This window comes from Candidatus Thiodiazotropha sp. AKAK2, assembly GCF_058244685.1.
This window is the reverse complement of sequence record NZ_JBSYOP010000030.1, coordinates 87,942-110,604: the sequence shown is the minus strand read 5'-3', so window position 1 is coordinate 110,604 and position 22,663 is coordinate 87,942. Positions and strand designations below refer to the sequence as shown.

Genomic DNA, 22,663 nt, shown 5'->3' with positions numbered 1-22,663 from the left:
TTACACCCTTAGCGGCATTGACACACTGATCTTTAACCCCCCATTTAAGTAAGGATTAAACATTAACCGATGGTGTACTTACTACACTAACCGGTGTAGTATGGCCTTAATCATGGCACCAACCTGTTTAGCTGGCGGGCGTTAGACGCGCCCCCCATCGATTGACCAACTCCCAGATGAATCCACAGCGTTACATTTATCCCTATCCTCACCCCGCTGTGACCACCGATGTGGTGCTGTTCACGATCCAGATGGATACCCTGTCTGTCCTTCTCATTGAGCGCAAAAACCCCCCTTTTCAGAGCATGTGGGCACTACCGGGAGGCTTTCTCGACATCTCGGAAGATCTGGAATCCTGTGCCAAAAGAGAACTGCAGGAGGAGACCGGGATCGAAGGCATCTATCTTGAACAGCTCGGCACCTTCGGTGCACCGCAAAGAGATCCACGTGAGCGGGTGATCAGTGTCACCTATTTTGCCTTGAGCCCATCGGATCATCTCTGCCCCAGAGCTTCGAGCGATGCCGCGGAGGCGGCCTGGTTCCCGATCAATGAGTTGCCGGAGCTGGCTTTCGACCATGCTCAGATTATCAACCTGGCCAGGCAACGGCTAATCGCCAAACTGGGCTACAGCACCATCGCCTTTCAGATGCTACCCGAGACCTTTACCCTGAGTCAGTTGCAATCGGTCTATGAAGTACTGCTCAACGAAGCTTTGGATAAACGAAATTTCCGCAAAGCGATACTGGCCCGTAACATCATTCGCGAGACCGGTGAAACTGCCAGGCACGGTAATCATCGTCCTGCAAAAACCTACCAGGTCCTCAACCCAAGACAGGTTGAGATCATTAAATAGTCAACGAGACATTCATGAACATCGAATCTTTGAAACTGCCCGAGATTAAAGTCCCTGAACACCCCCAATGGCCGACGCTTTCGGAGCAGGAGAAGCTGCAGCTGAAAGAGCAGATCCGTGACCAATTACACCAGCAGAAGGCGGTGGTCGTTGCCCACTACTATACCGATCCGGAGCTACAGGCCCTGGCGGAAGAGACCGGCGGTTGCGTGGCGGACTCCCTGGAGATGGCCAGATTCGGCACTCAGCAGGAGGCGGAGACCCTGGTGGTTTGCGGGGTTCGTTTCATGGGCGAAACCTCAAAAATTCTCAACCCGGAGAAACGGGTCATCATGCCTGACCTGAATGCCACCTGCTCACTCGACGAGGGCTGCCCCGCCGATCTGTTCAGTGATTTCTGTGATGCCCACCCTGACCATACGGTGGTGGTCTACGCCAACACCAGTGCCGAGGTGAAAGCCCGCTCAGACTGGGTGGTCACCTCCGGTATCGCTCTACCCATCGTCGAACATCTTGCCGCCAAAGGTGAGAAGATTCTGTGGGGACCCGATCGCCATCTGGGCAGCTATGTGCAGCGTGTCACCGGTGCGGATATGCTGATGTGGCCAGGCTCCTGTGTGGTGCATGAGGAGTTCAAAGCCGTGGCCCTTGAAAGAATTCGCCGTCTGCATCCGGATGCAGCCGTACTGGTCCACCCGGAATCACCGGAAAATGTCATCCAGCAGGCCGATGTCATCGGCTCCACCACCGCATTGATCAAAGCGGTTGCCAATATGGAAAACAAGGAGTTCATCGTCGCCACCGATGGAGGCATCTTCTACAAGATGCAGCAGATGGCCCCGGAGAAGACCCTGATCGAGGCGCCGACCGCCGGTGAAGGAGCCACCTGTGTCAGCTGCGCCCACTGTCCCTGGATGGGGATGAATGCGCTGCAGAATCTCAATCAGGTGCTTGAGTCTGGCGCCAATCAGATCGAGATCGATGCGGGGGTACGTGAACAGGCGGTCATACCGATCCAGCGGATGCTCGATTTTGCCGCCCATCAGGGTATAGGAATGCGTAACAAGGGAAATGCCTGACCCGGAAGACTCTGACAAAATGGTGATTGCTGTCTCTGCTTACAGGCAGCGGATGTCTAAACTTCAGATATGGCACAAACGAATCTGGCAATCTCTTTCCATGATAGGCCCTAACACTTAATCGTGTCGGTTCAGATGGAGTAACATAAGCACGAGATTAATCGAGTGACACCAGCTTGAGGAGAACGGATCCTTCATGACAGACTTTATTCTCGACTATGAACTAACCATCCGCCTGACGGCATTTTTCTCTATTTTTGCCGTGATGGCGGGCTGGGAACTGGTACAGCCCTGTCGCCAGCAACGCTTCACCAGAGGTCAGCGTTGGTTCGCCAACCTGGGTATCACCCTGCTCAATACCCTGCTGTTGCGATTGCTGTTTCCCGCTGCCGCCGTGGGGTTTGCCGCATTCGCCGAAGCGGAGGGTTGGGGGCTGCTCAACGAGATACAACTGCCCTTCTGGCTCAGTGTGATCATCGCCGTGGCATTGATGGATATGGTTATCTATCTGCAGCATGTGATGGTTCATGCAGTCCCCGCATTGTGGCGCCTGCATCGAGTGCACCACGCCGATCCGGACTACGACCTGACTACCGGCGCCCGCTTCCATCCGATCGAGATCCTACTCTCCATGCTGATCAAAATCGCCACCATTGCCGCGCTCGGCCCACCGGTCATCGCGGTTCTGATCTTCGAGGTGGTACTCAACGGCATGGCGATGTTCAACCATGGCAATGTCTCCCTGCCAAAGCCGCTCGACCGGCTATTGCGCTGGTTGGTGGTAACACCGGATATGCATCGGGTACACCACTCGGTCATTCCAGCTGAGACCAACAGCAACTTCGGCTTCAATCTATCGATCTGGGACCGTTTGATGGGCACCTACAAGGCGGCACCGACACTCGGCCAGATCGACATGCAGATCGGCGTCAACTCCCTGCAGGATCCGCAGCAGACCACTAAATTGAGTGGTATGTTGAGAATCCCATTTCTAAAGAATCCCAGGGGTGGAGACGATTATAATATTCAAGATAGGTTTTAGTGTGGTGTCTCATACTGATTGACGACGATACAAGCCCGCTCAAGGAGACAGCTTTTGAACATTGAGAACTACGACGTCTATTTTTCCGGTGCACTGATCAAAGACAGTGACCCTGAAAAGGTAAAACGAAAAGTCGGCGCCATGTTCAAACTGGAGGGTGAGCGTCTGGAGCGTCTGTTCAGCGGCAAACCCATCCCGATCAAACGGGGTATCGATATGGACCGGGCCATCAAATATCGGGTGGCCTTTCGTGACGCCGGTGGACTTGTGGATATTGTACCCGCCGGAGAACCCCCACCTACACCCAAACCACCACCAGCGGAACGCCCTGAACAGGCACTGCCTCCCCAGGCTGCTCAGCCGGTCAAGCCGGTTGAAACCCTAACCCTGGCGGATGGCCCCATGGAGCCGCCACCGGAGCCACCCCATCAGGAGATCGTGGCGCCGGACTTCTCACTGTCAAAAGATGGCTTCGATCTATCGGACTGCACAACCGAGGTGACACCCCAGGTGATCCCTGACATCAGCAATCTGGAATTCTCCAAAGAGGAGTCAAAACTGGATCAGACAAAGGAGCCCGAGCCACTGCACATCGATACTTCCGCGCTCGATTTTGATACCTCGGAACACGATCTGGAAGAGCAGCGCCCACCGCCAACACCCAACATCGATACCGGCTCCCTCTCCCTCTCACCGGCCAAACAGGGCACGCTGGAGGATTGCCAGGAGGAGGCTGAACCCGCCGCCATCCCAAATCTTGATCATTTGAAGATTGTTGAAGGGGCTGAGCAAAAGCCGACCGGGGAAAAGGCAAAATTCAAGTTATCGGACGACTGAGGGAAGTCTACACAAGGCCTCCCTGAGAGAGAATCCAGAGCAGACTCCTCTGTATCAGAAATCGAGGTAGGTCTCCAAGGAGGACTGGGTCGCTTCTGAAAGCCCCTCCTTCTGTTGCCGATCGATCGGTCGGCCTGTCTCGAGGATCCCCTCCATGGCGCCAAAGGTGCGCTCCGCATAGAAGCGCAGCAACAACCGCTGATCATCGTCACTCATCCAGATGTGTACCGACTCACCCAGCTCCCCATTCTCCGGATCGATCTCTCGCAGTTTCAGCCTGAACGACGGCCTGTCCCAACCGGCGCGGGTCAAGCGCTCCCGGCTCACGTCAATGCGAAACCACTCAATCTCCTTGCCGTTGAAGGTGGAGAATTCGATCGGTCTGCCACTCTCGATCGGCATGCTACGCAGACGATGTATCAATCCCATATAGTCCAGCGCCTGGGAGCCATTCATCTCCAGTGCCTTGGTCTGACTCAGGGCCGACCATCGATCATTGCTCAGTGCCGCCACAGGTTGCAGACTGGGAGGCGGTGACGGAGAATTCTCTTCGGCTTGCTCCCCGGTCTGATAGTGATGGGCATACCCCGTCTTCCGGTCGAACCAGAAGAACTCTTCCCTCTCCTTACGAAATTTCAGTGTCTTGAAGGCGATCAAGGGGTGCAGTTCCCGGGCATCCAGCCAGCTTCGGTAACTGAGCCGCACCGGATAGAGCAGCTCCGCTTTCGAATAAGGCGCCGTGGTCAGATGTAGATTGGTGATGTAGGCAGGCATCGTCAGCACCTGCCCCATGCTCTCTTCCACATCGAGGGTCATTTTGGCGATATCCAGCTCCACATAGCCGGTAATCAGGCCTCGGAATTTGAGCGTGTACTCCAGTTGCTCCCCCAATAGCGGCTGGCTGGCTGCAGCAGATAGAGTCGTGAATCCCCACAACAGCAGAAATAGGGCTTCTATTCTCAGAATCACCCATCGACGGATTTCAACACCACTCATTGGCTATACTCGGCAAAACACTGTTGGCACGTTTCTCGCAGAATAGTGCATAACCTATTAAATCGCAGCATAGAGCGTCAATTTTTTGTCTCTAGAGGTTCAAAACCATGATAAATCCTGTCAACAGCGACAAAACCGTGCAAACCACAACCGATAAGTCGGGCCAGTCCCAGGCCAGCGGTAACACCGAGCAGCCTAAAGGCAGCGCTGTAGAGCAGACCCAGGCAGCGGTTGAAGAGCGCCCGACACTGGATGTGGATAACGCCCGTCATCTCTACCAGATGGAGACCACCCGCAGCGGTCAGACCGATCCGATCAGCACCCCACAACAGGCACGCTCGATGCTGGATTCCCTGTTGCAGCAGATCTCCAACTCCCCTGAGTCGGCAGCTCAGGCACAGATGGCTCAGGTTTCCAAACCTTTGGCCAATCTGTTGGAGAGCGTACCGGCATAGCTGAGCCAGCAGTAACCCGCAGCCTGCTGTTCGACTAACCGGACCGGCAGGTAACTGGCGCATCTAATCCCGTTGGATGGTTTTTCCCCCTTCAGGGTTCCCCGGATGCTGCCAAGACTCCCTGCTTGAGTCGTTCGATCTCCTGCTTGCCGCCGATCACCACCAGGATATCCCCGGCATCAAGACGGTGGTCAACGCCACTGTTTGTGAAGATCAGCTGGTTGCCCATTTCAAGATCCACCACCCCGAGCACGATCAGATCATATTTTTTATTCAGCTCGAGATCACTCAACGCCATACCGGCCAGCACCGATGAATCCGGGATCTCAATTTCGGCAATATCGATGTGCTTGCCGAAAACCGTGTTTTCAAGCATCTCCACCAGATAGGGACGGGCAATCATCTCATGCACCCGCTGACCGCTGATCTCATAGGGATCGATGACTTTGGTGGCTCCGGCGGCCAGCAGCCGCTCACTGGATTCAATCGATTCCGCGACACAGACAATCTTCAGATCCGGATCCAGAGCCCGGGCCGAGAGGGTCAAGAAGAGGTTTTTCGGTTCTTCAGAAAAGAGACAAAAAATCGTCTTTACCCATTTTCCTATACCAATCCCCAGCAGTTTTTCATCATCGGTGTAGTCGATTACCGCAGCCTGAAGCCCCTTTGCCAGCAGCCCCCCTACCTCATCAAGGTTGTTGCTGTAGAGATAGACCTGGATGCCACGCTCAGACAACTGCATGGCCACCTCATGACCCAGGGCGCCACAACCGAAAATCAAGGTATCCTGCCGTGCCACTAGAGCTCCCCCCGTTCCAGACAGTCACGCAGATGGATGACACTGTATTCATGACCAATCAGTACCAGCAGGTCGTTTGCCTGCAGCGTGAATCCCTCGCCCGGATTGAAGTAGAAACAGCGTTCATTCAGGTTGAAGCAGCTGTTATCGATCTCTGAGTCGCAGCAGCCATCCCTGATGATACCGAAGGGGATCAGTTTCCGGGCGAGAAAATCGATCTCTCCCATCTGTTTGCCGACCAGAGAGCTGTCGCGTTTGATGCGCACCGCTTCGATACCTTCACTGGTCTGTCGGGTGAGCAGGCCGTAAACCGCTTCAAAGGCCACCGGTTGACCCGCATACTCGGCAGCGATCAGGCCGAATACCTCATAGGGTGCCACACAGTGGCTTGCCCCGGCCCGATGCAGCTTGTTGACATTCTCCCGGTGATTGGCCCGCGAGATGATCTCAATATCGGGATTCATCTGCCGTGCAATCAGAGTGATGTAGACATTCACCACATCGTCACCGGTCAAACAGAGCAGCCGGTTGATGCGGGTCTCTATCCCCATACTCACCAACAGCGAGTTATCCTCCCCGTTGCCCATCACTGCCAGATAACCGCGCTGTTTCGCCAGCCTGATGTTCTCTTCGAGAGGATCCACCACCACAAACGAGCGCTTATCCTCGGAGAGCCGGTCCGCCACCACCTGTCCGACCCGACCAAAACCGCAGACCAGAGTATCGACCTGCTTACGCTCCACCTCGGAAAAAACCCGGTGGGCGCGTATCTCATGGATCTTCTCACCGAAGGCGGAGACGATGATCGAGGTGAAGAACGAGATCACACCCAATCCGGCGATGATCAACACCAGGCTGATCACCCGGCCCTCAGTGGTCTGAGGGGTAATATCCCCATAACCGACTGTCGACATGGTTACCAGGGCCCAATAGATGCTGTCGAAAAAGCCGTCGATCTGTCCCTCGTCATGTTCCGCCTCGAAGAAAAAGATCGCGGTGGCCGCGGTAAAGGTGATAAACGCCATGAAGATGAACAGGGTGACCAGCTCAATGCGTTTTTCAGACAGCACCTTGACGAATTCACTGATGCTGCGGGTATAACGGAACAGCTTGAACAGTCTGAAGAGCAGAAAAATACGCAAAAACCTTAACGGGCGATAGCTCGGAATGATCGCCAGCAGATCGATGATCGCCAGGGGCTGGATCATATATCTGAGCTTACCGACTATTGCACTGGAGAGGGCCGGCCCGAGACGAAACGTCTCATTGATGAACTCGGCCCGCTCGTAGCGTTCGATGATCACCTTATGGCTGTCGTTGTAGAGCCAGAAACGCAGCAGATACTCGATGATGAAGATGGTCACCGCCCCCACCTCGATCAGATCGCCCCACAATCCGAGATCGTGTTTCACTTCATAGATCAGCAGCCAGACGCTGAGCAGCACCAGCAGGATCATGAAGATATCAAAGTAGGGACGGATCGGCGCGCGGGGATTCTGCAGCAGATTGTAGACTGCACCCTTCAACCCCTTATAGCGGGTGGAACCCTCGAGGGTGTAACAATACTTGATGATTTTTTGCGCAAATGACATGACGCAGGATGAGCCCACCACCGGGTTGATCACACTGTTAACCGGTTATATCGGCAGAGAAGTAAAATCCTGGAGCTGTATAAAGATGGGGTTAGGGGAGGATGACACTTGCTTAAGCGTTATTTGGTGGGGCATGGCCCCACCCTACACCATGAATTCAACAGTAGGGTGGGGCCATGCCCCACCAAAACCCTTTGATAAAACCAGATGCCATGAGTTTTAGTGCTTAAGTAAGCGCCATTCGGGTCAGGGGAGCTGTTGTGGATTGTAAGCAGAGAGCTCGATACGCTCACCGTCGGCCACAATGATCTCCCGACCATCCTGGGTGACGAAGTGGCGATCATCCACATCCATTCTTCTTGCGATATAGCTGACACTGCGGCCTGTCTGGGCATCCACGACCCGTACCGTGACCAGACGATACCCCTGCTCCACCTGCCAACCCAGATAGATCAGGCTGGACGAAATCATCAGCGCCAACAGACCGTAACTGAGCCACTTGATCGATCGGTTTGAGGTTTTCTCTTTGGCAACCGGCCGGGTAATTCGTGCGGGCTCATTGAGGGACTGTTGGCGATGACGAATGACCAGCCAAGCCACGCCGATTACAGCCAATGTCAGGAGTATTTTACTTATCACGATCGGGAGTCTTCTAGTGTTAGAGATAGCGATTCACACAATATTCGTGTGTTCAGTGAAAATTCCGACTACGGAACAATATCAGACTGTCCGCATCCTAAAGGAATAAATAGACAGAGTACAGGTTGGACGAGGCAAACCGGTAAGCTGATGAAGCATAGCAAGCACCCAATGGCTTTCATGAACATTAATCCATGTTTATAAACATCTGCTGGTATCAACCCTGACAGCAACAGAAGCTCCTCAAACGACCTATATCCAAGTGACCCTTGCAGCCTGAGTGGTGATGGATTTACTATCCCCCTATGTTATATCGAATCGCAATCACAATAAGCCTGTGTTTCCTCGTCTTATCGGCCTGCAGCAAGCAGGCGGAACCGACCATCACCCTCTCCCGTGCGGTACAGATCGGTGACATCGACCAGCTGGAGCGTAATCTGCACTGGGGCGCCGACGTCAACAAAGCGGATACCAGTGGTTTGACACCACTCCATGTGGCGGCCCAGAAAGGCAGCCTGGTGATGAGTAGGATCCTGGTTAAAAATCAGGCCGACCTGGAAGCGGTCGATCCCCAGGGGCACACGCCACTGCTCAAGGCCCTGATCGCACGCAATCCGATCATTGCCGAATATCTGGTTGAGAAGGGAGCGAAAATCGAGCCAAACAGCGCCCTGCGTGAGACTGCAGCCCTAGGCAGTGCCGACCGGGATGTGGTCGGTTTTCTCATCAAACAGGGGGCAAAACTCGACAACCAGGACGAGAAAGGCAATACTCCGCTCCACTCTGCGATACTCAATGATCAACGGGTCTCGGCAAAGTACCTGATCAATCGTGGCGCCAGCCTGGATATTGCCAACCAGCAGGGCCTGACCCCACTGGGTCTGGCCAAACAGAAAGGCAATCAGGATATCATCCGGATGCTGATACAATTCGGCGCTTCCGAAGATCGTTAACACCGTTTTATCAACCTATGGGATTACCTTAACACTATGGCATCTACACCTGACGAGCTGACAGTCAACTATACGGAAGACGGCATCGATGTGGTCAAAGAACTGGACAAGGTTGTTCTCTCCAAAGGGGCCTGGACCACAATCATTTTCCGTTTTCAGGATTGGGATCGCGCCAAGCAGCAATACGGTGCCGACAAGTACACCATTCGACGCTATCAGAAGCGCAATGGTGAATACATGCAGAAGAGTAAATTCAACATCTCCAGCAAGGATCAGGCGAAAGGCATTATCGATGCCTTGCAGAAGTGGTCAGAAGAGTAGTCCCACAACCCAACCAGGCAACCTCAGACGATTAACCCGGTCAACGCCGGATTGATGATGAATGAAATCAACCGTGCAGATTTAATACTGGCGGTGATTGGTCTTTATCAGCTATAGCGGCGCCACCTGCTCGGCCCAGGCCAGCAGGTCGGCAATCAACGCACGCTTCTGTTCACTCAGCTCTGGATCGGCCTCCAGCTGATCCAGGGTCTGCAGGTAGAGATCCAGGTTGATGCTGCCTCCCCCATCCTCCATCAGCAGGCGTTCACTGCGATACTCCTCCCAGCGCTGCCGCTCCTCCTGACTAAGGGTGTCCGGCCAGTTTCTGGCACGGTAACGGAACAGCATTTCCACCAGTCTTGGATCATCGAACACCGGCGGAAAATCGGACAGGGTCTCAGGCTCCGACTCGACGATCTGATTCATCCTCTGCCGATCACTGCTTGAAAAGAATCCTCCGGAGTAGATCGCCAGATCGGGATCGCTTACCGGCTCGAACTCACGCTGCCGATGAACCTGTTCGATGTCTGCTATGAACCGGTCCGCCTTCAGCAGTGCCGCCCGATGCCGCTCTCCCTGACCGAGATCGATCTGCCAACGCTCCGCAGATTGCGGATCCAGGGTGTTCATCGGCACCACCACCGGACATTTATTGATGTGTATCGTCTTGATCGGCAACCGCTCCACCTCTTCCGGGAGTTGATCCTTGGGTGTGAACAGACGTTGATGCAGCGTCTCCACATCCAGTGAGAACAGTGGATCCGGATCGTACCGTAAATCGTAAACCACAACCCCGTTTGGATTCGCCGGATGTTTGATCAACGGCATCACCATGGCGATACATCCCTGAGCTGCCGGATACATGGCGGATACATGCAGCACCGCCTCACGCTGCTGCAGATTCAGACGTGAAGCAACCACCTGCTTGGCACGGCTGTTGAACAGATAGTCATACAGCTTCGGATGGCGCTGTTTGACCAGTTTGGCCATGCCGATGGTGGCGTAGACATCCGACAGGGCATCATGAGCAGCGGCGTGCTCTATACCGTTCGCCACACTCAACGCCTCCAGCCGAAAGCTGGTCACCCCCTGGTCGTTTTTCGGCCACTCGATCCCCTCAGGCCGCAGCGCGTGGGTCAGTCGGACCATATCGATGATATCCCAGCGGGATGAACCGTTCTGCCATTCTCGGGCATAGGGGTCGTAGAGATTTCGATAGAGAGTATTGCGGGTGACTTCATCATCGAAACGCAGACTGTTGTAGCCCACACCACAGGTTCCCGGCACTGCCAACTGTTGATGGATGGCGCGAATGAACTCCGCCTCCACCAGACCATGCTGTTGGGCGTACTGAGGGGTTATTCCGGTGATCATGCAGGCAACCGGCTGGGGCAGCATGTCATCACTGGGTTTACAGTAGACGACCAGCGGCTCACCCACAGGATTGAGCTCCTCATCGGTGCGCACACCGGCAAACTGGGAAGCCCTGTCGCGACGGGGATCCGCACCCCAGGTCTCATAATCGTGCCAATAGAAGCTGAAAGTCATCGTTATAGTTCAACCATCGTTATCGTGCGTCTGGATCAACACAGGGCTCACAACTCATCAAACCGCTGAACAAGCCCGGATCTCAACTGGAATCGGTTATTTCTCTCTGCGCCGCTGCTGCACAAACAAAATCAAGGCCAACAGTGGCAGCGGCAGTAGCAGAAACCAGTTTTTATCCGGTTGCTGTTGAGGCAGATAGTAGCCGTGGACCCGGTGGGTAAAACCCGCTTCCAGTCCGGCCCCTTCCGCCGCGCTCATAAACACCACATCGACCACTCTCAGCCCTTCACTATCCGCTTCGGTCAACAAGCCAAACGACGCCAGGGTGAGCTCACCCTCCACCGTCGGCGCCTGCAGCAGCACATCCTTCTGTATGAACTCACCACGCTCGTTCTCCACCTCAACTTGCACGCGCAGCTTGTCGCCAGACTGGAGCTTAGCAAGATAAGCATCCATCTGCTGTGGCGGCTGCCACGCCATGGACGGAAACATCTGTTGCTGCCAGAAGTCGGGGCGAAACAGGGAGAACACCACCAGCAGCAGTGCAGCACTCTCCCATAAACGGCTGCGAACGATCAGCCAACCCTGGGTTGCGGAGACAAACAGCAGCATCGCCGCAAGACCCTGCAGTGCGATCAACAGAAAATCCCCCACACCGGAGACACCGATCATCAACAGTTCCGTATTGAAGATAAACATAAACGGCAGAATGGCGGTACGGATATCGTAAAAAAATGAACGCAGACCGGTTTGGATCGGATCGCCGCCGGAGATGCCGGCAGCGGCATAGGCCGCCAGACCTACCGGTGGGGTGTCATCGGCCAGGATGCCGAAATAGAAGACAAACATATGCACCGCAACCAGTGGAATATCGAGTCCATGGGAAGCGGAAAGCTGAACGATCACCGGGGCCATCAGGGTCGATACCACGATGTAGTTCGCTGTGGTCGGCAGGCCCATTCCCAGGATCATACAGATCAGGGCGGTGAGCAGCAGCATCAGCACCACGGACCCCATGGAGAGCACCTCCACCAACTCTCCCAGCACCTGACCAATACCGGTCAGGCTGACGGTCCCCACCACGATACCGGCGGTGGCGGTGGCGACACCGATGCCGATCATGTTTCTGGCGCCATTCTCCAGACCGGTAACCAGGGATCTGAAGCCATTGACGAACCCTTCAGTCAAACGATTCCCGCTATAGAGGGCCCGCAATGCTTGCTGAGTCAGCTGTATCACCATCATCAGACAGATCGCATAGAAGACCGAAGTGGCCGGAGAGAGGCGCAACAGCATCAGACACCAGACCAGAACCAAAATGGGCAACAGAAAATGCAGCCCACCCAACAGGGCCTGGCCCGGGGTCAGTCCTTCCAGGATATTCTCATCCTGCTGGCGCAATCCATATCGGACCTCACCGTAGATCAGCAATCCGTAGAGCACCAGGATCAACAGTGCATTTCCCCAGAAGCTGTACTCCCCCAGCAATTGATCGACCAACCCCACCAGCCAATAAGCGAGCAGAAAAAACAGCGCCACCCCTGAGAGGGTCAATCCCCATCGGAGCAGGCGGGACCAGAGCGTGGCCACATGGCTGCGATGTGCCGCAGGCATACCCGCCTTGACTGCCTCCAGGTGCACCAGATAGAGCAGTGCAATGTAACTCAGCAGTGCGGGCAGAAAGGCGTGTTTGATCACCTGCAGATAGGAGAGGTTGAGATACTCCACCATCAGGAACGCCGCCGCCCCCATCACCGGCGGCATGATCTGACCATTGGTCGAAGCCGCCACTTCAATCGCGCCGGACTTCTCTGAAGAGAAACCGATCTTCTTCATCAGCGGGATAGTGAAGGTGCCGGTGGTGACAACATTGGCGATGGAGGAGCCGGAGACCATACCGGTCAACCCCGATGCCAATACCGCCGCTTTGGCAGGCCCTCCCCGGCGATGGCCCACCAGGGCATAGGCGACACGGATGAAATAGTGCCCCCCGCCGGCCTGCTCCAACAGGCTGCCGAACAGCACAAACAGAAACACAAACCCGGCGGAGACCCCGACCGCCACACCGAACACTCCCTCGGTGGAGAGCCACTGGTGTGAGGCGACCCGCTCCAGGGAAGCCCCTTTATGGGCCAGCAGGTCGGGTAGTATGGGACCGGCAAAGGTATAGCCTAGAAAACAGGCGCCAATCAGCATCAGTGGCCAACCCAGCGCCCTTCGGGTTGCTTCCAACAGTAGCAACACACCGGCTACCGCCACCCCCACATCGAAGCCGGAGGGAGCCCCAGCCCGCTCAGCCAACGCTTCATAAAAGAGAAACAGATAGGCCGCACAAAAAGCGGCGGTTGCTGCCAACATCCAATCGATCAAGGGGATCTGATGGCTGATGCGTCGTCTGAAGGGAAAAAACAGATAAGCCAGAAAGATCGCAAATGCCAGGTGGATTGAGCGGATCTCGGTATCGTTGAAGACACCAATCCCGAAGGTAAAAGGTAGTGGGGAGGCCGCCCACAGCTGAAACAATGCCCAGCAGAGTGCGGTAGCCATGAGAAAACTTTTGGTCAAACCTGTGGCACGCCTCCCACCATACTCAACCGTCTCCACCATTTCCAACTGATTTACGTTATTCTTCTGCACCATCTGTTCACAACCTGCTACGCGAGCCATGTGTTTGAAATCTTTGTTAGCTACTCTATCACTCTTGATCTGTTCAGTATCGATCCTGCCCGCTTTTGCGGATGATGGGGTAGAGTCCTCCTGGCGCCACCAGGTCGAACTGGGTTTGAATGGGGCCTCCGGCAACAGTGAGACGCTAAACCTTCATCTGGGATTCAATACCGATTATGCCGATCCCCTGAAAACCTGGAAATTCTCATCCGCCTACGACCGCTCGAAAAGCGATGGGGATGTCTCTGCAAACCGCTTCTTCGCCGATCTGAAACGGGAGTGGATCTGGCCGCAGAATCCCTGGTTCTCATTCCTCCAGGGACGCTACGACTGGGACGAGTTCAAGGATTGGGACGATCGACTCTCCGCTGCCGGCGGTACCGGTTATCAGCACCTGAAAAACGACAGCTGGGATATCGCCAGCCGGGTCGGTCTGGGTGGCTCGATCAGCCGGGGTGATGATGAAGATATCAAGACCCCGGAACTGATACTGGCGCTCGATCTGGGCTGGATCATCTCAGAGTTTGAGCGATTCGAATTCACCACCGCCTTCTATCCGGATCTCGACGAGACCGGAGAGTACCGCAATCTGACGGCTCTAAACTGGTCGATCAAAATGGCTGAAGCGCGCAATCTTGCCATCAAACTCGGGCTGAGAAACGAATACGACAGCGATGTCAGTGAAGAGCAAGAGAACAACGACTTCAACTATAATCTCTCACTGTTATGGCAGATCTGAATATTCCGTTTCCTGATGCCCTACACCCTGACAAGGCTCAGTGAACAATTCATCCGCAAATAGAAGCCAATCACCGCAAATGCACACCTACCAATTGAGCGGTTTTTAATCAGAATATCCTCCCACAGTTCGCCTCATATTGACTTTAGGGGCTGTTAACACTCATCCAATAGGCCCTAGAAAAGGTAGGTGCCGTGGATCGTGGAGTAACCGACCTGGAATGCAAAACAAGCCGCAGCCAAATAGGATTGGCCACAGCTTGCAGAAGTTGCCTGGGAATCAATCGGGCCTTGAAAAACAGTTGTTGTAATCTAACTCTGTGGAGTCATTATCAGTTCTCGTAAGGGTGAAACTGTGTGAGATACATAATCTGTTTTGCGCATCGAACGTATAGTAGCCATCGAAACTATTGACACCTTGTATCAAGCGCATTTGATGCCCTTTTCTTCCGTCCGGCAGTGTCGCTTCACCCTGATCCGTATAGGTCAGATTGATATCACTAAAGTCTGTTGCGGTGGGAGTACCTGAACAATCGGTGTTATTGAAAAAGGCATAAGCCTCAAGAACCCGGTTATCCTGTGTGAAATCAACCAGCCAATAGTAGTGATTGCCCGCATCGTTGACCCGGCACTGTGTACTCAGTACCCACACTCCCTGCAGGTTCACCGCAGGACCGGGATTTGGGTTTGGATCAGGATCGTTATCGTCCGATGAACGGTTGAGTGTCAGACAATTCCGATAATCAACTCTTGGATCGACACTGCCCGTCTCAATGTTTACCACATCAGCCCTGAACTCCAGGTTATTCGAAAAACAGAGCGTTTCGCTATCGGTCATTCTGAAGTAGGCAAGGATATTCCTGGTCTCGATCGAGTAGTCGAAACTGAAACCGTCCGTTCCGTCTTCCAGTGTTTCACTATCCAATACGGCATAGCTACCGGAAAACGTTCGTGGCTGAGTGGTTTCATTGGTTTTTGTCGAACAGCTGGCATCCTGAAATCCCTGTTCACCTGACAAGATTTCACCATCATCCGTGAATTTGTATAAACCTCGGTAGTATTGGCCGGAGTTATCCTGCAGACAGTCCGGCGTCAGCCACATGTTTGCTCTGATCTTTTTAGCCGCTTCCTGTCGGGACTCACTCTCTGTATCGTCGTCGGTGGTAGACACACAGGCACCGATCAATAGTGTACCGAGAAGGGGAAAGATCAATTTATAGATATTGTGTATTACTTTTAACATAGCAATCCTTGCTCGTAGTTCCATTGTAAGATGTGGTAAACACCAACTTTCAAATTCTAATATCACTCAATCATTCAACGATATGAGAAATAACCCTGTCAGACAAGGCTGACACAAGTTCTGGATCATCCCAGTCTGCCGGGAGGATCTTCTGCCTGATATTAAGACCCTTAACCCTAGGGACATCCCCTAGTGACAGGGGTCTTGTCGTTCTGATTCAATGGCTAGGAATCATTGGCCGTTTGAGATTTGCGGCACTCTGTCCAACCTTCCTGTGAATAGATAACAGAGCCGCCGTGGACCAGATCAGTGATCAAAATATAAACGAAAGGAGTACATCAATGGACAGCATACAAGGAAGTCCGAACAGTTTTTCCAATTTAAGCGGTGGTTTCAATCCGAACAACTGCACTCGTGTCGACTATCTGGATAATGGTGGACGCATCGAAAGGAATGGTGACACGACTCGAGTCTTTGCAGGCAGTGAAGACAATCATATCAACATCCACACCAACAGCGATGGTTCGGTCGACCTGACCATCGATGGTGAAACCCACCACCTCACAGCGCAAGAGGCCAAAAACCTGATTATTGACGGTGGCTGCGGAAACGACAATATCAGTGTAACCGGACAACAGCTCTGCGGCCCGGAAAACAACATTACAATCAACGGTGGCAGCGGTGATGATGTCATTCGAGGCGGCGCAGGCAATGAGACCATCAATGGCGGCTCAGGTAATGACTGGATCAGTGGCGGCAGTGGCAATGACAAACTCCATGGCGGATTGGGCAACGACACACTGATCGGCGGTGACGGCCATGATCGTCTCAACGGTGGCGATGGAGATGACGGCATCTGGGGTGGCGCCGGCAACGACTTTGTCAGCGGTGACAATGGCAACGACACCCTGGTTGGTAACAGCGGCAATGACCGCCTCGTTGGTGGCCATGGTAACGACAACCTGTGGGGAGGCTCTGGCAATGATCTTATGCAGGGCGGTGAGGGCAACGACAAGCTGATCGGTGGCAGTGGCGATGACCGCATCTATGGCGGCCGGGGAGACGACCATCTCTGGGGTAATTCTGGCGATGACATCCTGGTGGGTGAGCGTGGCAATGATTGTATTGACGGCGGATCAGGCAACAATACGAGAATTGATGCAGAAGATGATTTCATTGTTATTGACGATGGCCCGGGCCCGATTTACGGGTCACAGGAAAACAGTTCGGGCGGTAGCTTCAACCCCTTCGATCCAATGGCTCTGTTCACCGGTGGTGGAGCCTCTCTCGGAACTAACTGTTTTCCGTTAAATCTGATATCGCCCAGGTAGTGATCCATGGGCTGGTGCGTGGCTCGGCACCAGCCCAGGTTGCCAGAAATAGATTACAACCAGCCTTTCTCTTTGTAGTAGCGCATCGCTCCTTTGTGAAATGGCGCTGTATTACCCTCCAGCATGGCTGTAGCCTGAAGATGGGCGAAGGCAGGATGGAGTTGGCGGAACTTATCCAGATTGTCGAACACGGTTTTGACCAATTGATAGACTACCTCTTCGTCAACATGCTCAGCTGTAACCAGAGTCGCCTTGACACCAAAGGTGGGTGTGTCGGCATCACTTCCACGATAGACACCTCCAGCGACAACCGCCGGTGCATAATAGGGGGTTGTCTCGATCAGCTTTTCAACCAGCCCCCCGGCCACGGCTACCAGATGGGTGTCACAGGCGGTCGCCGCCTCTTTGATTGAGGCATTAGGGTGACCCACCACATAGACCATGGCATCGATCTTGTTGTCGCACAGGGCTCTGGCCTGTTCAGTGGCCTTCAACTCAGAAGCCAGTTTGAAATCCTGCTTTCTCCAGCCATGTTTCTCCATCATGACCTCCATGGTGCCCCGCTGACCTGAGCCCGGATTACCGATATTGACCCGTTTACCTTTCAAATCGGCAAAAGTATTGATGCCGCTCTCTTTACGAGCCACTACGGTAAACGGTTCACTGTGGATGGAGAAAACCGCCCGCAGGCTCTTGTTGGCACCCTGCTTTGAGAACTTTGAACTGCCCTGGTAGGCGTGATACTGCCAATCGGATTGGGCCACACCGAAATCCAGCTCTTTCGCAGCAATGGTATTGAGGTTGAAAATGGAACCGCCGGTGGACTCCACAGAGCAGCGGATACCGTGAGCCTTTCTGCCCTTGTTCAACAGCCGACAGATGGCGCCACCTGTCGGATAGTAGACCCCGGTAAGGCCACCAGTCCCTATACTGATAAACTGCTGTTCGGCACTGACACCGATCAGCGGTAACATCAACAGACCTATCCCGATTAACTTTTTCATGTTTCACGACCTCCGTTATATTTTTGATCTTTGAATTTTAATTCTGTTTGCCCACACTTCAGACAGGCTTCCACTGTGGAAATTGCTGCTGTTACTTCAAAAAATTGGCCACCGCTTGAGCAAAAGGGGCAGGCTGTTCTGCATAGAGCCAGTGACCCGCAGCGTGGAGCATCCTTCGGCGATTGTGGGGAAAGTAGTCGTCGATGACCCTGATCGCCTGCTGATTCACATAGTCCGAAAGTTCACCGTGAATGAACAGGGCATCGCCAGGGAAAGCACTGTGTCCCACCTCTGGAAAGTCTGTCAGCAGCGGCATCGCTTCGATTAAGCTCTGCAGATTGAAGCGCCATTCCCAGCGTTCCCCCTTTTTTAGCAGATTCTGCAGCAGGTATTGACGAATTCCTGGCTCGGCAACATAGGCGGACAGGTGAAGATCGGCCGCATCACGACTCTCAAGCTGCTCCAGGGGCATAGTCTGCAGCCCCTTGAATATGGATGCAAAACGGTTCTCGTAGGCGACCGGTGCAATATCCGCCACGACCAGCCTGTCCACCCGCTCAGGGTTTGTCAGAGCGGTCAGCATGGCCACTTTACCACCCATGCTGTGTCCCAGCAGTGAAACGGTCTGCAGATCAAGATGGTCACACAGTGCCAGCAGGTCATCCACCATCAGCGGATAGCTCATCTCACTGTCGTGTGGAGATCGGCCGTGGTTGCGCAGATCCAGATTGATGATCCTGAACTGATCCTGAAGCCGCCGGACTATACCCATCCAATTGCTGGAGGAACCGAACAGTCCATGCATCAGACAGAGGACCGGCTTTTGCGGATCACCCAGATCTCTGAAGTAGAGCGGTGGAGTATCACTCATCACACTGCCCTCTCTGTTTCATGGGAGGCGTAGAGACACTCAAGATCATAGAGTTGCATGAGCAGATTCAGGCCATGCTGTGGGCTAATGGACTCCCCGGTTAGTGGCTGAAGCAACTGCGAAGCGGTAAAACCGCTGTCGATTTGTGACGCAGCAGTGAGCAGTTGATGCGGCAACCCTTGTGCAGCGATCGACAGCTTGCGTCCACGCAGCATCCACTCTGTGTCACCGGACTCATCGGTTACCCGTTTTAACTGAGGACTCAGGTAAAACCGTTTTGACAGGAACGCTTCCCTGCTCAGGGGAAGTCGGGGCTGATCCTCCTTTCTTGCCGCCACCAGAGTCAGTTTGGGTCGGTAGGTAAGGCGTTCGATCAGTTGATAGGCCACTGAGGGATCAACGGCCTGCAGCTGTTCGATCAGCGCCTCATCGTCACAGATCGCCTTTAGCGACCAATCATCAGGCTCGTGCCAACGAATAAACTTCAAACCAGCCTTATCCAGTAACTGCCACAAGCCCTCGATGTCATAACTCTGCTCATGCACATGCAGACACCGGTCGGCAAACTCCACCTCATCCACAGACGAGGTACCCTGCCAGCAGTTGCCATGAAATACCCCCCTCTCGGCGATCCGGGCCAGGGCCCTGGCCGTCACTGCCCTCTGTCCATCTCGGTCACCCGAGGCTGAAATCATCTCCAGCGCATGGAGAAACCGATCCAGAGGCTGGCGGCCATACCGACCATCGACCATCAGTGACAACACCCCATGGGGCGCCAGTTGTTGAGTCAGCTGCTGCAGGCCTTTGAGTGGGTCACTCAGATGGTGTATCACCCCATAGGAGAGAATCACATCATAGCCCCGACTCACCCCTGGCAGAGAGGCCGGGTCGAGCAGATCGGCCAGCTGAAAATTGAGGTTGGCGAGCGCTTTTGTGCGGATATTCGCCGATGCTTCGTCGATCGCCACCCGGTTGATATCGATGCCGGTGAACTGATCATCTGGTTGCAGGGCGGCGGCCTCGGTCAGGTTGATCCCCCGTCCACAACCCGCCTCAAGCAGCTGAAGCTGCATAGGGATGCCTTCGGGTCGTTCGATGTAACTCAGCAGCAACCGTCCATGGTAGGCATCGCAATCGGGCCTGTTACCCGGCGGATAGGGGTAGGCTTCATAGAAGGCCCGAACAGCCGCAGTCACCCGGTCCAACTTGTTTTACCCAGTCGGGATCTCAACCAGCTCTGCTCAGCGCTTTCTCGGTGGCATCAGGTCGGTGATGCTGCCTTCGGCCATCTCTGCGGCAAAGCAGATGGTCTCATTGAGGGTTGGATGGGGGTGTATGGTCAAACCGATATCCTCCGCATCGGCACCCATCTCCAGCGCCAGTACGGTTTCACCGATCAACTCACCCGCATTCGGACCGGTGATGCCGGCACCCAGAATCCGCTTCGATTTTGGATCAAACAGCAGTTTGGTCACCCCTTCATCACGGCCGATGCCCAAGGCTCTGCCACTGGCAGCCCAGGGAAATGCCCCCTTCTCATATTCGATACCCTGTGCCTTGGCTTCGGTCTCGGTGAGCCCCATCCAGGCCACTTCCGGGTCGGTATAGGCAACCGACGGAATGGTCATGGGGTCGAAACTCGATGGCAGCCCTGCAATCACTTCAGCAGCCACTTTGGCCTCATGGGTGGCCTTGTGGGCCAACATCGGCTGCCCCACCACATCACCAATGGCATAGATGTTCGGCACATTGGTCCGCATGTGTTGGTCAACCGGAATGAAACCACGCTCATCCACGTTGATGCCTGCCGCTTCAGCATTGATCTTCTTGCCGTTCGGCACCCGCCCCACAGAGACCAGCACCCGATCGTAGGTTTGCGGCTTGTCCGGTGCCTGTTTGCCTTCGAAGCTGACCTTCAGACCACTCTTCTGGGCCTGGATATCGGTTACCTTGGTACCCAGCATGATGGCGTTGTAGCGCTTTTTGATCCGTTTCTGCAGCGGCCTGACCAGATCCTTATCACAACCGGGGATCAGACTGTCCTGAAGTTCAACCACATCGATCTTACTGCCCAATGTGCTGTAGACCGTAGCCATTTCAAGCCCGATGATACCGCCACCCACGACCAGCATACGTTTTGGAACATCAGCCAGTTCCAGTGCCCCGGTTGAGTCGATCAGCCTGGGATCGTCATTGGGAAACCCGGGAATCTCGACCGGGGTGGAGCCACAGGCGATGATGGCATCGGTAAAATCGATCGAGGTGCTACCCTCAGCGCCATTCACCGCAATTCGCTTTGGTGATTCGAAACGGGCCAGGCCGTGAACCACCTCCACCTTACGTTGCTTGGCCAGCGCCTTGAGACCACCGGTGAGTTTCTGCACCACTTTGTCCTTGCCGGCGCGCAGCTTGTCGAGATCGACTTTCGGCTTACCGAAGCTGATCCCCATATCCTCCATTTCAGCCGCTTCATTGATGACATCCGCAGCATGCAGCAGGGCTTTCGACGGAATACAGCCAACATTCAGACAGACCCCGCCAAGCGCCCCATAGCGTTCGATCAGAATGACTTTCTTACCCAGATCCGCTGCCCGGAAAGCTGCGGTATAACCACCAGGGCCCGCCCCGAGCACCACCACATCAGCCTGTTTGTCCGCAGCACCTTTAACCGCCTCGGATACCGGCGCCTTGCTGGTTGCCGGCGGGGTTTCCGCCTTCTCCCCGGCGGCCAGTTCCAGTTTCAGGATCGCCCCACCCATGGAGATCTTATCCCCAACCTTGACCATCAGCTCCTTGACTGTTCCGCTGTGCGGGGAGGGAATGTCCATTGTCGCCTTATCACTCTCCAGGGTAATAATGGAATCTTCCGCATCGACCCGGTCGCCTGGAGATACCAGAATTTCAATGATATCCACCTGCTCGAAATCACCGATATCGGGAAGGGTCACTTCGACAATGCCGCTCATGTAGGCTCCTCACAGTATTAGTTTTCTTAAATATGCTTGTATGCAATAGGCATCGATCACCACCAGGGTGATTCGATATTGAACACAGGATAGTGTATTTACTAACCCTTTATAGCATTTCTGCCGCTGAGAACGAACATTCAGACATGAAATAGCTGTTAACCCTGCTAATAGCCGGATTAACCAGTAGCCCCACTCTGCCGCTTCAACAACAGAGTGAGGTTTCTACAGAAGTCGTGACCACACCGCTCAATGGCAAGACTGAAGCCGCCTATGAGTTAGAAAACGCGGTTTGGTAAGGTAGGCTGGGAGAATGTACTCCAGTCAGGGGCTCCCCCTGTCACCACTACTGTTTCTCAGATGCGGTCTGATTGGCAGCATCGATACCAGCTTCAAATGCTGCCTGATCACCCTGTTCCATACCCTGGCCGCTCACGACGGGCTCTGCCGGTTCAGTCATCGATGATGTGGTATTGTCTGTGGTGCTGCTATCCGGGCCAGTTGAGTCGCTGCAGGCGACCAGTGTCAGGGTAAGGCTTAACAAGGCAATGGTAGTCAGTGTTTTCATATTTCAATCCCTCAATATTGCAAATTTGTCCTAGTAATCTCTTTCGGTGGTACAACTTCCGTCAAACAGGTTGCAACCACTTCTCCAGTCAGCCGACAGATCAAAAAACTCTCTGGATCACCATCGAGCCACAGGGCAACTTCAATCCGTATCACCGCTG

21 protein-coding genes are annotated in these 22,663 nt (G+C 54.2%); 9 read left to right on the top strand and 12 right to left on the bottom strand.

Annotated features, from left to right (window positions below):
• Positions 1-176 precede the first annotated feature (176 nt).
• From AC4IE8_RS13820 to AC4IE8_RS13805, 4 genes are all read left to right on the top strand, one after another.
• Positions 177-854 carry an NUDIX hydrolase gene (locus tag AC4IE8_RS13820; protein ID WP_068991773.1) on the top strand — a complete coding sequence of 226 codons (678 nt, stop codon included), beginning with the start codon at positions 177-179 and terminating at the stop codon, positions 852-854.
• 14 nt (positions 855-868) lie between these two features.
• Positions 869-1,933 (top strand): quinolinate synthase NadA, encoded by a 1,065-nt coding sequence (gene nadA / locus AC4IE8_RS13815; protein ID WP_068990992.1) that lies wholly within the window; start codon positions 869-871, stop codon positions 1,931-1,933.
• A gap of 196 nt (positions 1,934-2,129) precedes the next feature.
• Entirely contained in the window at positions 2,130-2,975 is an 846-nt protein-coding gene (locus tag AC4IE8_RS13810; protein WP_068990988.1) for a sterol desaturase family protein, read from the top strand.
• A gap of 54 nt (positions 2,976-3,029) precedes the next feature.
• A complete protein-coding gene (locus tag AC4IE8_RS13805) occupies positions 3,030-3,812 on the top strand; it encodes a hypothetical protein (protein WP_068990985.1) in 783 nt (260 codons plus the stop codon).
• Positions 3,813-3,866: 54 nt separating this feature from the next.
• Here the strand turns inward: AC4IE8_RS13805 and AC4IE8_RS13800 are convergent, their stop codons facing one another.
• Positions 3,867-4,808 (bottom strand): DUF3108 domain-containing protein, encoded by a 942-nt coding sequence (locus AC4IE8_RS13800; RefSeq protein WP_068990981.1) that lies wholly within the window; start codon positions 4,806-4,808, stop codon positions 3,867-3,869.
• 107 nt (positions 4,809-4,915) lie between these two features.
• On the opposite strand from AC4IE8_RS13800, the gene AC4IE8_RS13795 reads away from it, so the two are divergent.
• The gene (locus AC4IE8_RS13795; protein ID WP_490791258.1) at positions 4,916-5,263 is read left to right on the top strand and encodes a hypothetical protein; all 348 of its coding nucleotides are present in this window, start codon (positions 4,916-4,918) and stop codon (positions 5,261-5,263) included.
• 91 nt (positions 5,264-5,354) lie between these two features.
• Here AC4IE8_RS13795 and AC4IE8_RS13790 read toward each other — a convergent pair whose 3' ends face one another.
• From AC4IE8_RS13790 to AC4IE8_RS13780, 3 genes are all read right to left on the bottom strand, one after another.
• On the bottom strand, positions 5,355-6,062 hold the full coding sequence (locus AC4IE8_RS13790) for a potassium channel family protein (protein WP_490791257.1): 708 nt from the start codon (positions 6,060-6,062) through the stop codon (positions 5,355-5,357).
• Positions 6,062-7,654, bottom strand: coding sequence for a potassium channel protein (locus AC4IE8_RS13785; protein WP_068990974.1), 1,593 nt, complete (start codon positions 7,652-7,654; stop codon positions 6,062-6,064). Before AC4IE8_RS13785 ends, AC4IE8_RS13790 begins: the two co-directional genes overlap by 1 nt.
• A gap of 246 nt (positions 7,655-7,900) precedes the next feature.
• Complete coding sequence (locus AC4IE8_RS13780) at positions 7,901-8,293, bottom strand: hypothetical protein (RefSeq protein WP_490791256.1); 393 nt, start codon at positions 8,291-8,293, stop codon at positions 7,901-7,903.
• Positions 8,294-8,598: 305 nt separating this feature from the next.
• Between AC4IE8_RS13780 and AC4IE8_RS13775 the strand changes: the two genes are divergently transcribed.
• A complete protein-coding gene (locus AC4IE8_RS13775; RefSeq protein WP_068990969.1) occupies positions 8,599-9,246 on the top strand; it encodes an ankyrin repeat domain-containing protein in 648 nt (215 codons plus the stop codon).
• A gap of 36 nt (positions 9,247-9,282) precedes the next feature.
• Positions 9,283-9,567: a hypothetical protein gene (locus AC4IE8_RS13770; protein WP_068990967.1), complete on the top strand. Its 285-nt coding sequence runs from the start codon at positions 9,283-9,285 to the stop codon at positions 9,565-9,567.
• A gap of 111 nt (positions 9,568-9,678) precedes the next feature.
• Here AC4IE8_RS13770 and sbcB read toward each other — a convergent pair whose 3' ends face one another.
• Entirely contained in the window at positions 9,679-11,115 is a 1,437-nt protein-coding gene (gene sbcB, locus AC4IE8_RS13765) for an exodeoxyribonuclease I (RefSeq protein WP_490791255.1), read from the bottom strand.
• Positions 11,116-11,211: 96 nt separating this feature from the next.
• Complete coding sequence (locus AC4IE8_RS13760) at positions 11,212-13,722, bottom strand: TRAP transporter permease (protein ID WP_490791273.1); 2,511 nt, start codon at positions 13,720-13,722, stop codon at positions 11,212-11,214.
• 64 nt (positions 13,723-13,786) lie between these two features.
• On the opposite strand from AC4IE8_RS13760, the gene AC4IE8_RS13755 reads away from it, so the two are divergent.
• Positions 13,787-14,521, top strand: coding sequence for a DUF481 domain-containing protein (locus AC4IE8_RS13755; RefSeq protein ID WP_490791254.1), 735 nt, complete (start codon positions 13,787-13,789; stop codon positions 14,519-14,521).
• 279 nt (positions 14,522-14,800) lie between these two features.
• Here the strand turns inward: AC4IE8_RS13755 and AC4IE8_RS13750 are convergent, their stop codons facing one another.
• Positions 14,801-15,763 carry a hypothetical protein gene (locus AC4IE8_RS13750; protein WP_490791253.1) on the bottom strand — a complete coding sequence of 321 codons (963 nt, stop codon included), beginning with the start codon at positions 15,761-15,763 and terminating at the stop codon, positions 14,801-14,803.
• A 341-nt stretch (positions 15,764-16,104) separates the two neighbouring features.
• Between AC4IE8_RS13750 and AC4IE8_RS13745 the strand changes: the two genes are divergently transcribed.
• On the top strand, positions 16,105-17,094 hold the full coding sequence (locus AC4IE8_RS13745; protein WP_068990948.1) for a calcium-binding protein: 990 nt from the start codon (positions 16,105-16,107) through the stop codon (positions 17,092-17,094).
• A 53-nt stretch (positions 17,095-17,147) separates the two neighbouring features.
• On the opposite strand, the gene AC4IE8_RS13740 is transcribed toward AC4IE8_RS13745, so the two are convergent.
• From AC4IE8_RS13740 to AC4IE8_RS13720, 5 genes are all read right to left on the bottom strand, one after another.
• On the bottom strand, positions 17,148-18,098 hold the full coding sequence (locus AC4IE8_RS13740) for a TAXI family TRAP transporter solute-binding subunit (protein ID WP_490791252.1): 951 nt from the start codon (positions 18,096-18,098) through the stop codon (positions 17,148-17,150).
• 91 nt (positions 18,099-18,189) lie between these two features.
• The gene (locus AC4IE8_RS13735; RefSeq protein ID WP_068990942.1) at positions 18,190-18,969 is read right to left on the bottom strand and encodes an alpha/beta fold hydrolase; all 780 of its coding nucleotides are present in this window, start codon (positions 18,967-18,969) and stop codon (positions 18,190-18,192) included.
• Entirely contained in the window at positions 18,969-20,165 is a 1,197-nt protein-coding gene (locus AC4IE8_RS13730) for a class I SAM-dependent methyltransferase (protein ID WP_490791251.1), read from the bottom strand. The genes AC4IE8_RS13735 and AC4IE8_RS13730 overlap by 1 nt, the downstream gene beginning before the upstream one ends.
• A 45-nt stretch (positions 20,166-20,210) precedes the next feature.
• The gene (lpdA, locus tag AC4IE8_RS13725; protein ID WP_490791250.1) at positions 20,211-21,935 is read right to left on the bottom strand and encodes a dihydrolipoyl dehydrogenase; all 1,725 of its coding nucleotides are present in this window, start codon (positions 21,933-21,935) and stop codon (positions 20,211-20,213) included.
• Between the two features lie 346 nt (positions 21,936-22,281).
• On the bottom strand, positions 22,282-22,503 hold the full coding sequence (locus tag AC4IE8_RS13720) for a hypothetical protein (protein ID WP_068990932.1): 222 nt from the start codon (positions 22,501-22,503) through the stop codon (positions 22,282-22,284).
• Between the last annotated feature and the right edge of the window lie 160 nt (positions 22,504-22,663).

Coding starts and splice junctions, on each gene's coding strand:
- AC4IE8_RS13775 (WP_068990969.1), top strand. CDS start 8,599: ATGTTATATCGAATCGCAATCACAATAAGCCTGTGTTTCCTCGTCTTA.
- AC4IE8_RS13750 (WP_490791253.1), bottom strand. CDS start 15,763: ATGTTAAAAGTAATACACAATATCTATAAATTGATCTTTCCCCTTCTC.
- AC4IE8_RS13770 (WP_068990967.1), top strand. CDS start 9,283: ATGGCATCTACACCTGACGAGCTGACAGTCAACTATACGGAAGACGGC.
- AC4IE8_RS13745 (WP_068990948.1), top strand. CDS start 16,105: ATGGACAGCATACAAGGAAGTCCGAACAGTTTTTCCAATTTAAGCGGT.
- AC4IE8_RS13720 (WP_068990932.1), bottom strand. CDS start 22,503: ATGAAAACACTGACTACCATTGCCTTGTTAAGCCTTACCCTGACACTG.
- AC4IE8_RS13735 (WP_068990942.1), bottom strand. CDS start 18,969: ATGAGTGATACTCCACCGCTCTACTTCAGAGATCTGGGTGATCCGCAA.
- AC4IE8_RS13795 (WP_490791258.1), top strand. CDS start 4,916: ATGATAAATCCTGTCAACAGCGACAAAACCGTGCAAACCACAACCGAT.
- lpdA (WP_490791250.1), bottom strand. CDS start 21,935: ATGAGCGGCATTGTCGAAGTGACCCTTCCCGATATCGGTGATTTCGAG.
- AC4IE8_RS13800 (WP_068990981.1), bottom strand. CDS start 4,808: ATGAGTGGTGTTGAAATCCGTCGATGGGTGATTCTGAGAATAGAAGCC.
- sbcB (WP_490791255.1), bottom strand. CDS start 11,115: ATGACTTTCAGCTTCTATTGGCACGATTATGAGACCTGGGGTGCGGAT.
- AC4IE8_RS13760 (WP_490791273.1), bottom strand. CDS start 13,722: ATGGTGGAGACGGTTGAGTATGGTGGGAGGCGTGCCACAGGTTTGACC.
- AC4IE8_RS13740 (WP_490791252.1), bottom strand. CDS start 18,098: ATGAAAAAGTTAATCGGGATAGGTCTGTTGATGTTACCGCTGATCGGT.
- AC4IE8_RS13810 (WP_068990988.1), top strand. CDS start 2,130: ATGACAGACTTTATTCTCGACTATGAACTAACCATCCGCCTGACGGCA.
- AC4IE8_RS13785 (WP_068990974.1), bottom strand. CDS start 7,654: ATGTCATTTGCGCAAAAAATCATCAAGTATTGTTACACCCTCGAGGGT.
- AC4IE8_RS13820 (WP_068991773.1), top strand. CDS start 177: ATGAATCCACAGCGTTACATTTATCCCTATCCTCACCCCGCTGTGACC.
- nadA (WP_068990992.1), top strand. CDS start 869: ATGAACATCGAATCTTTGAAACTGCCCGAGATTAAAGTCCCTGAACAC.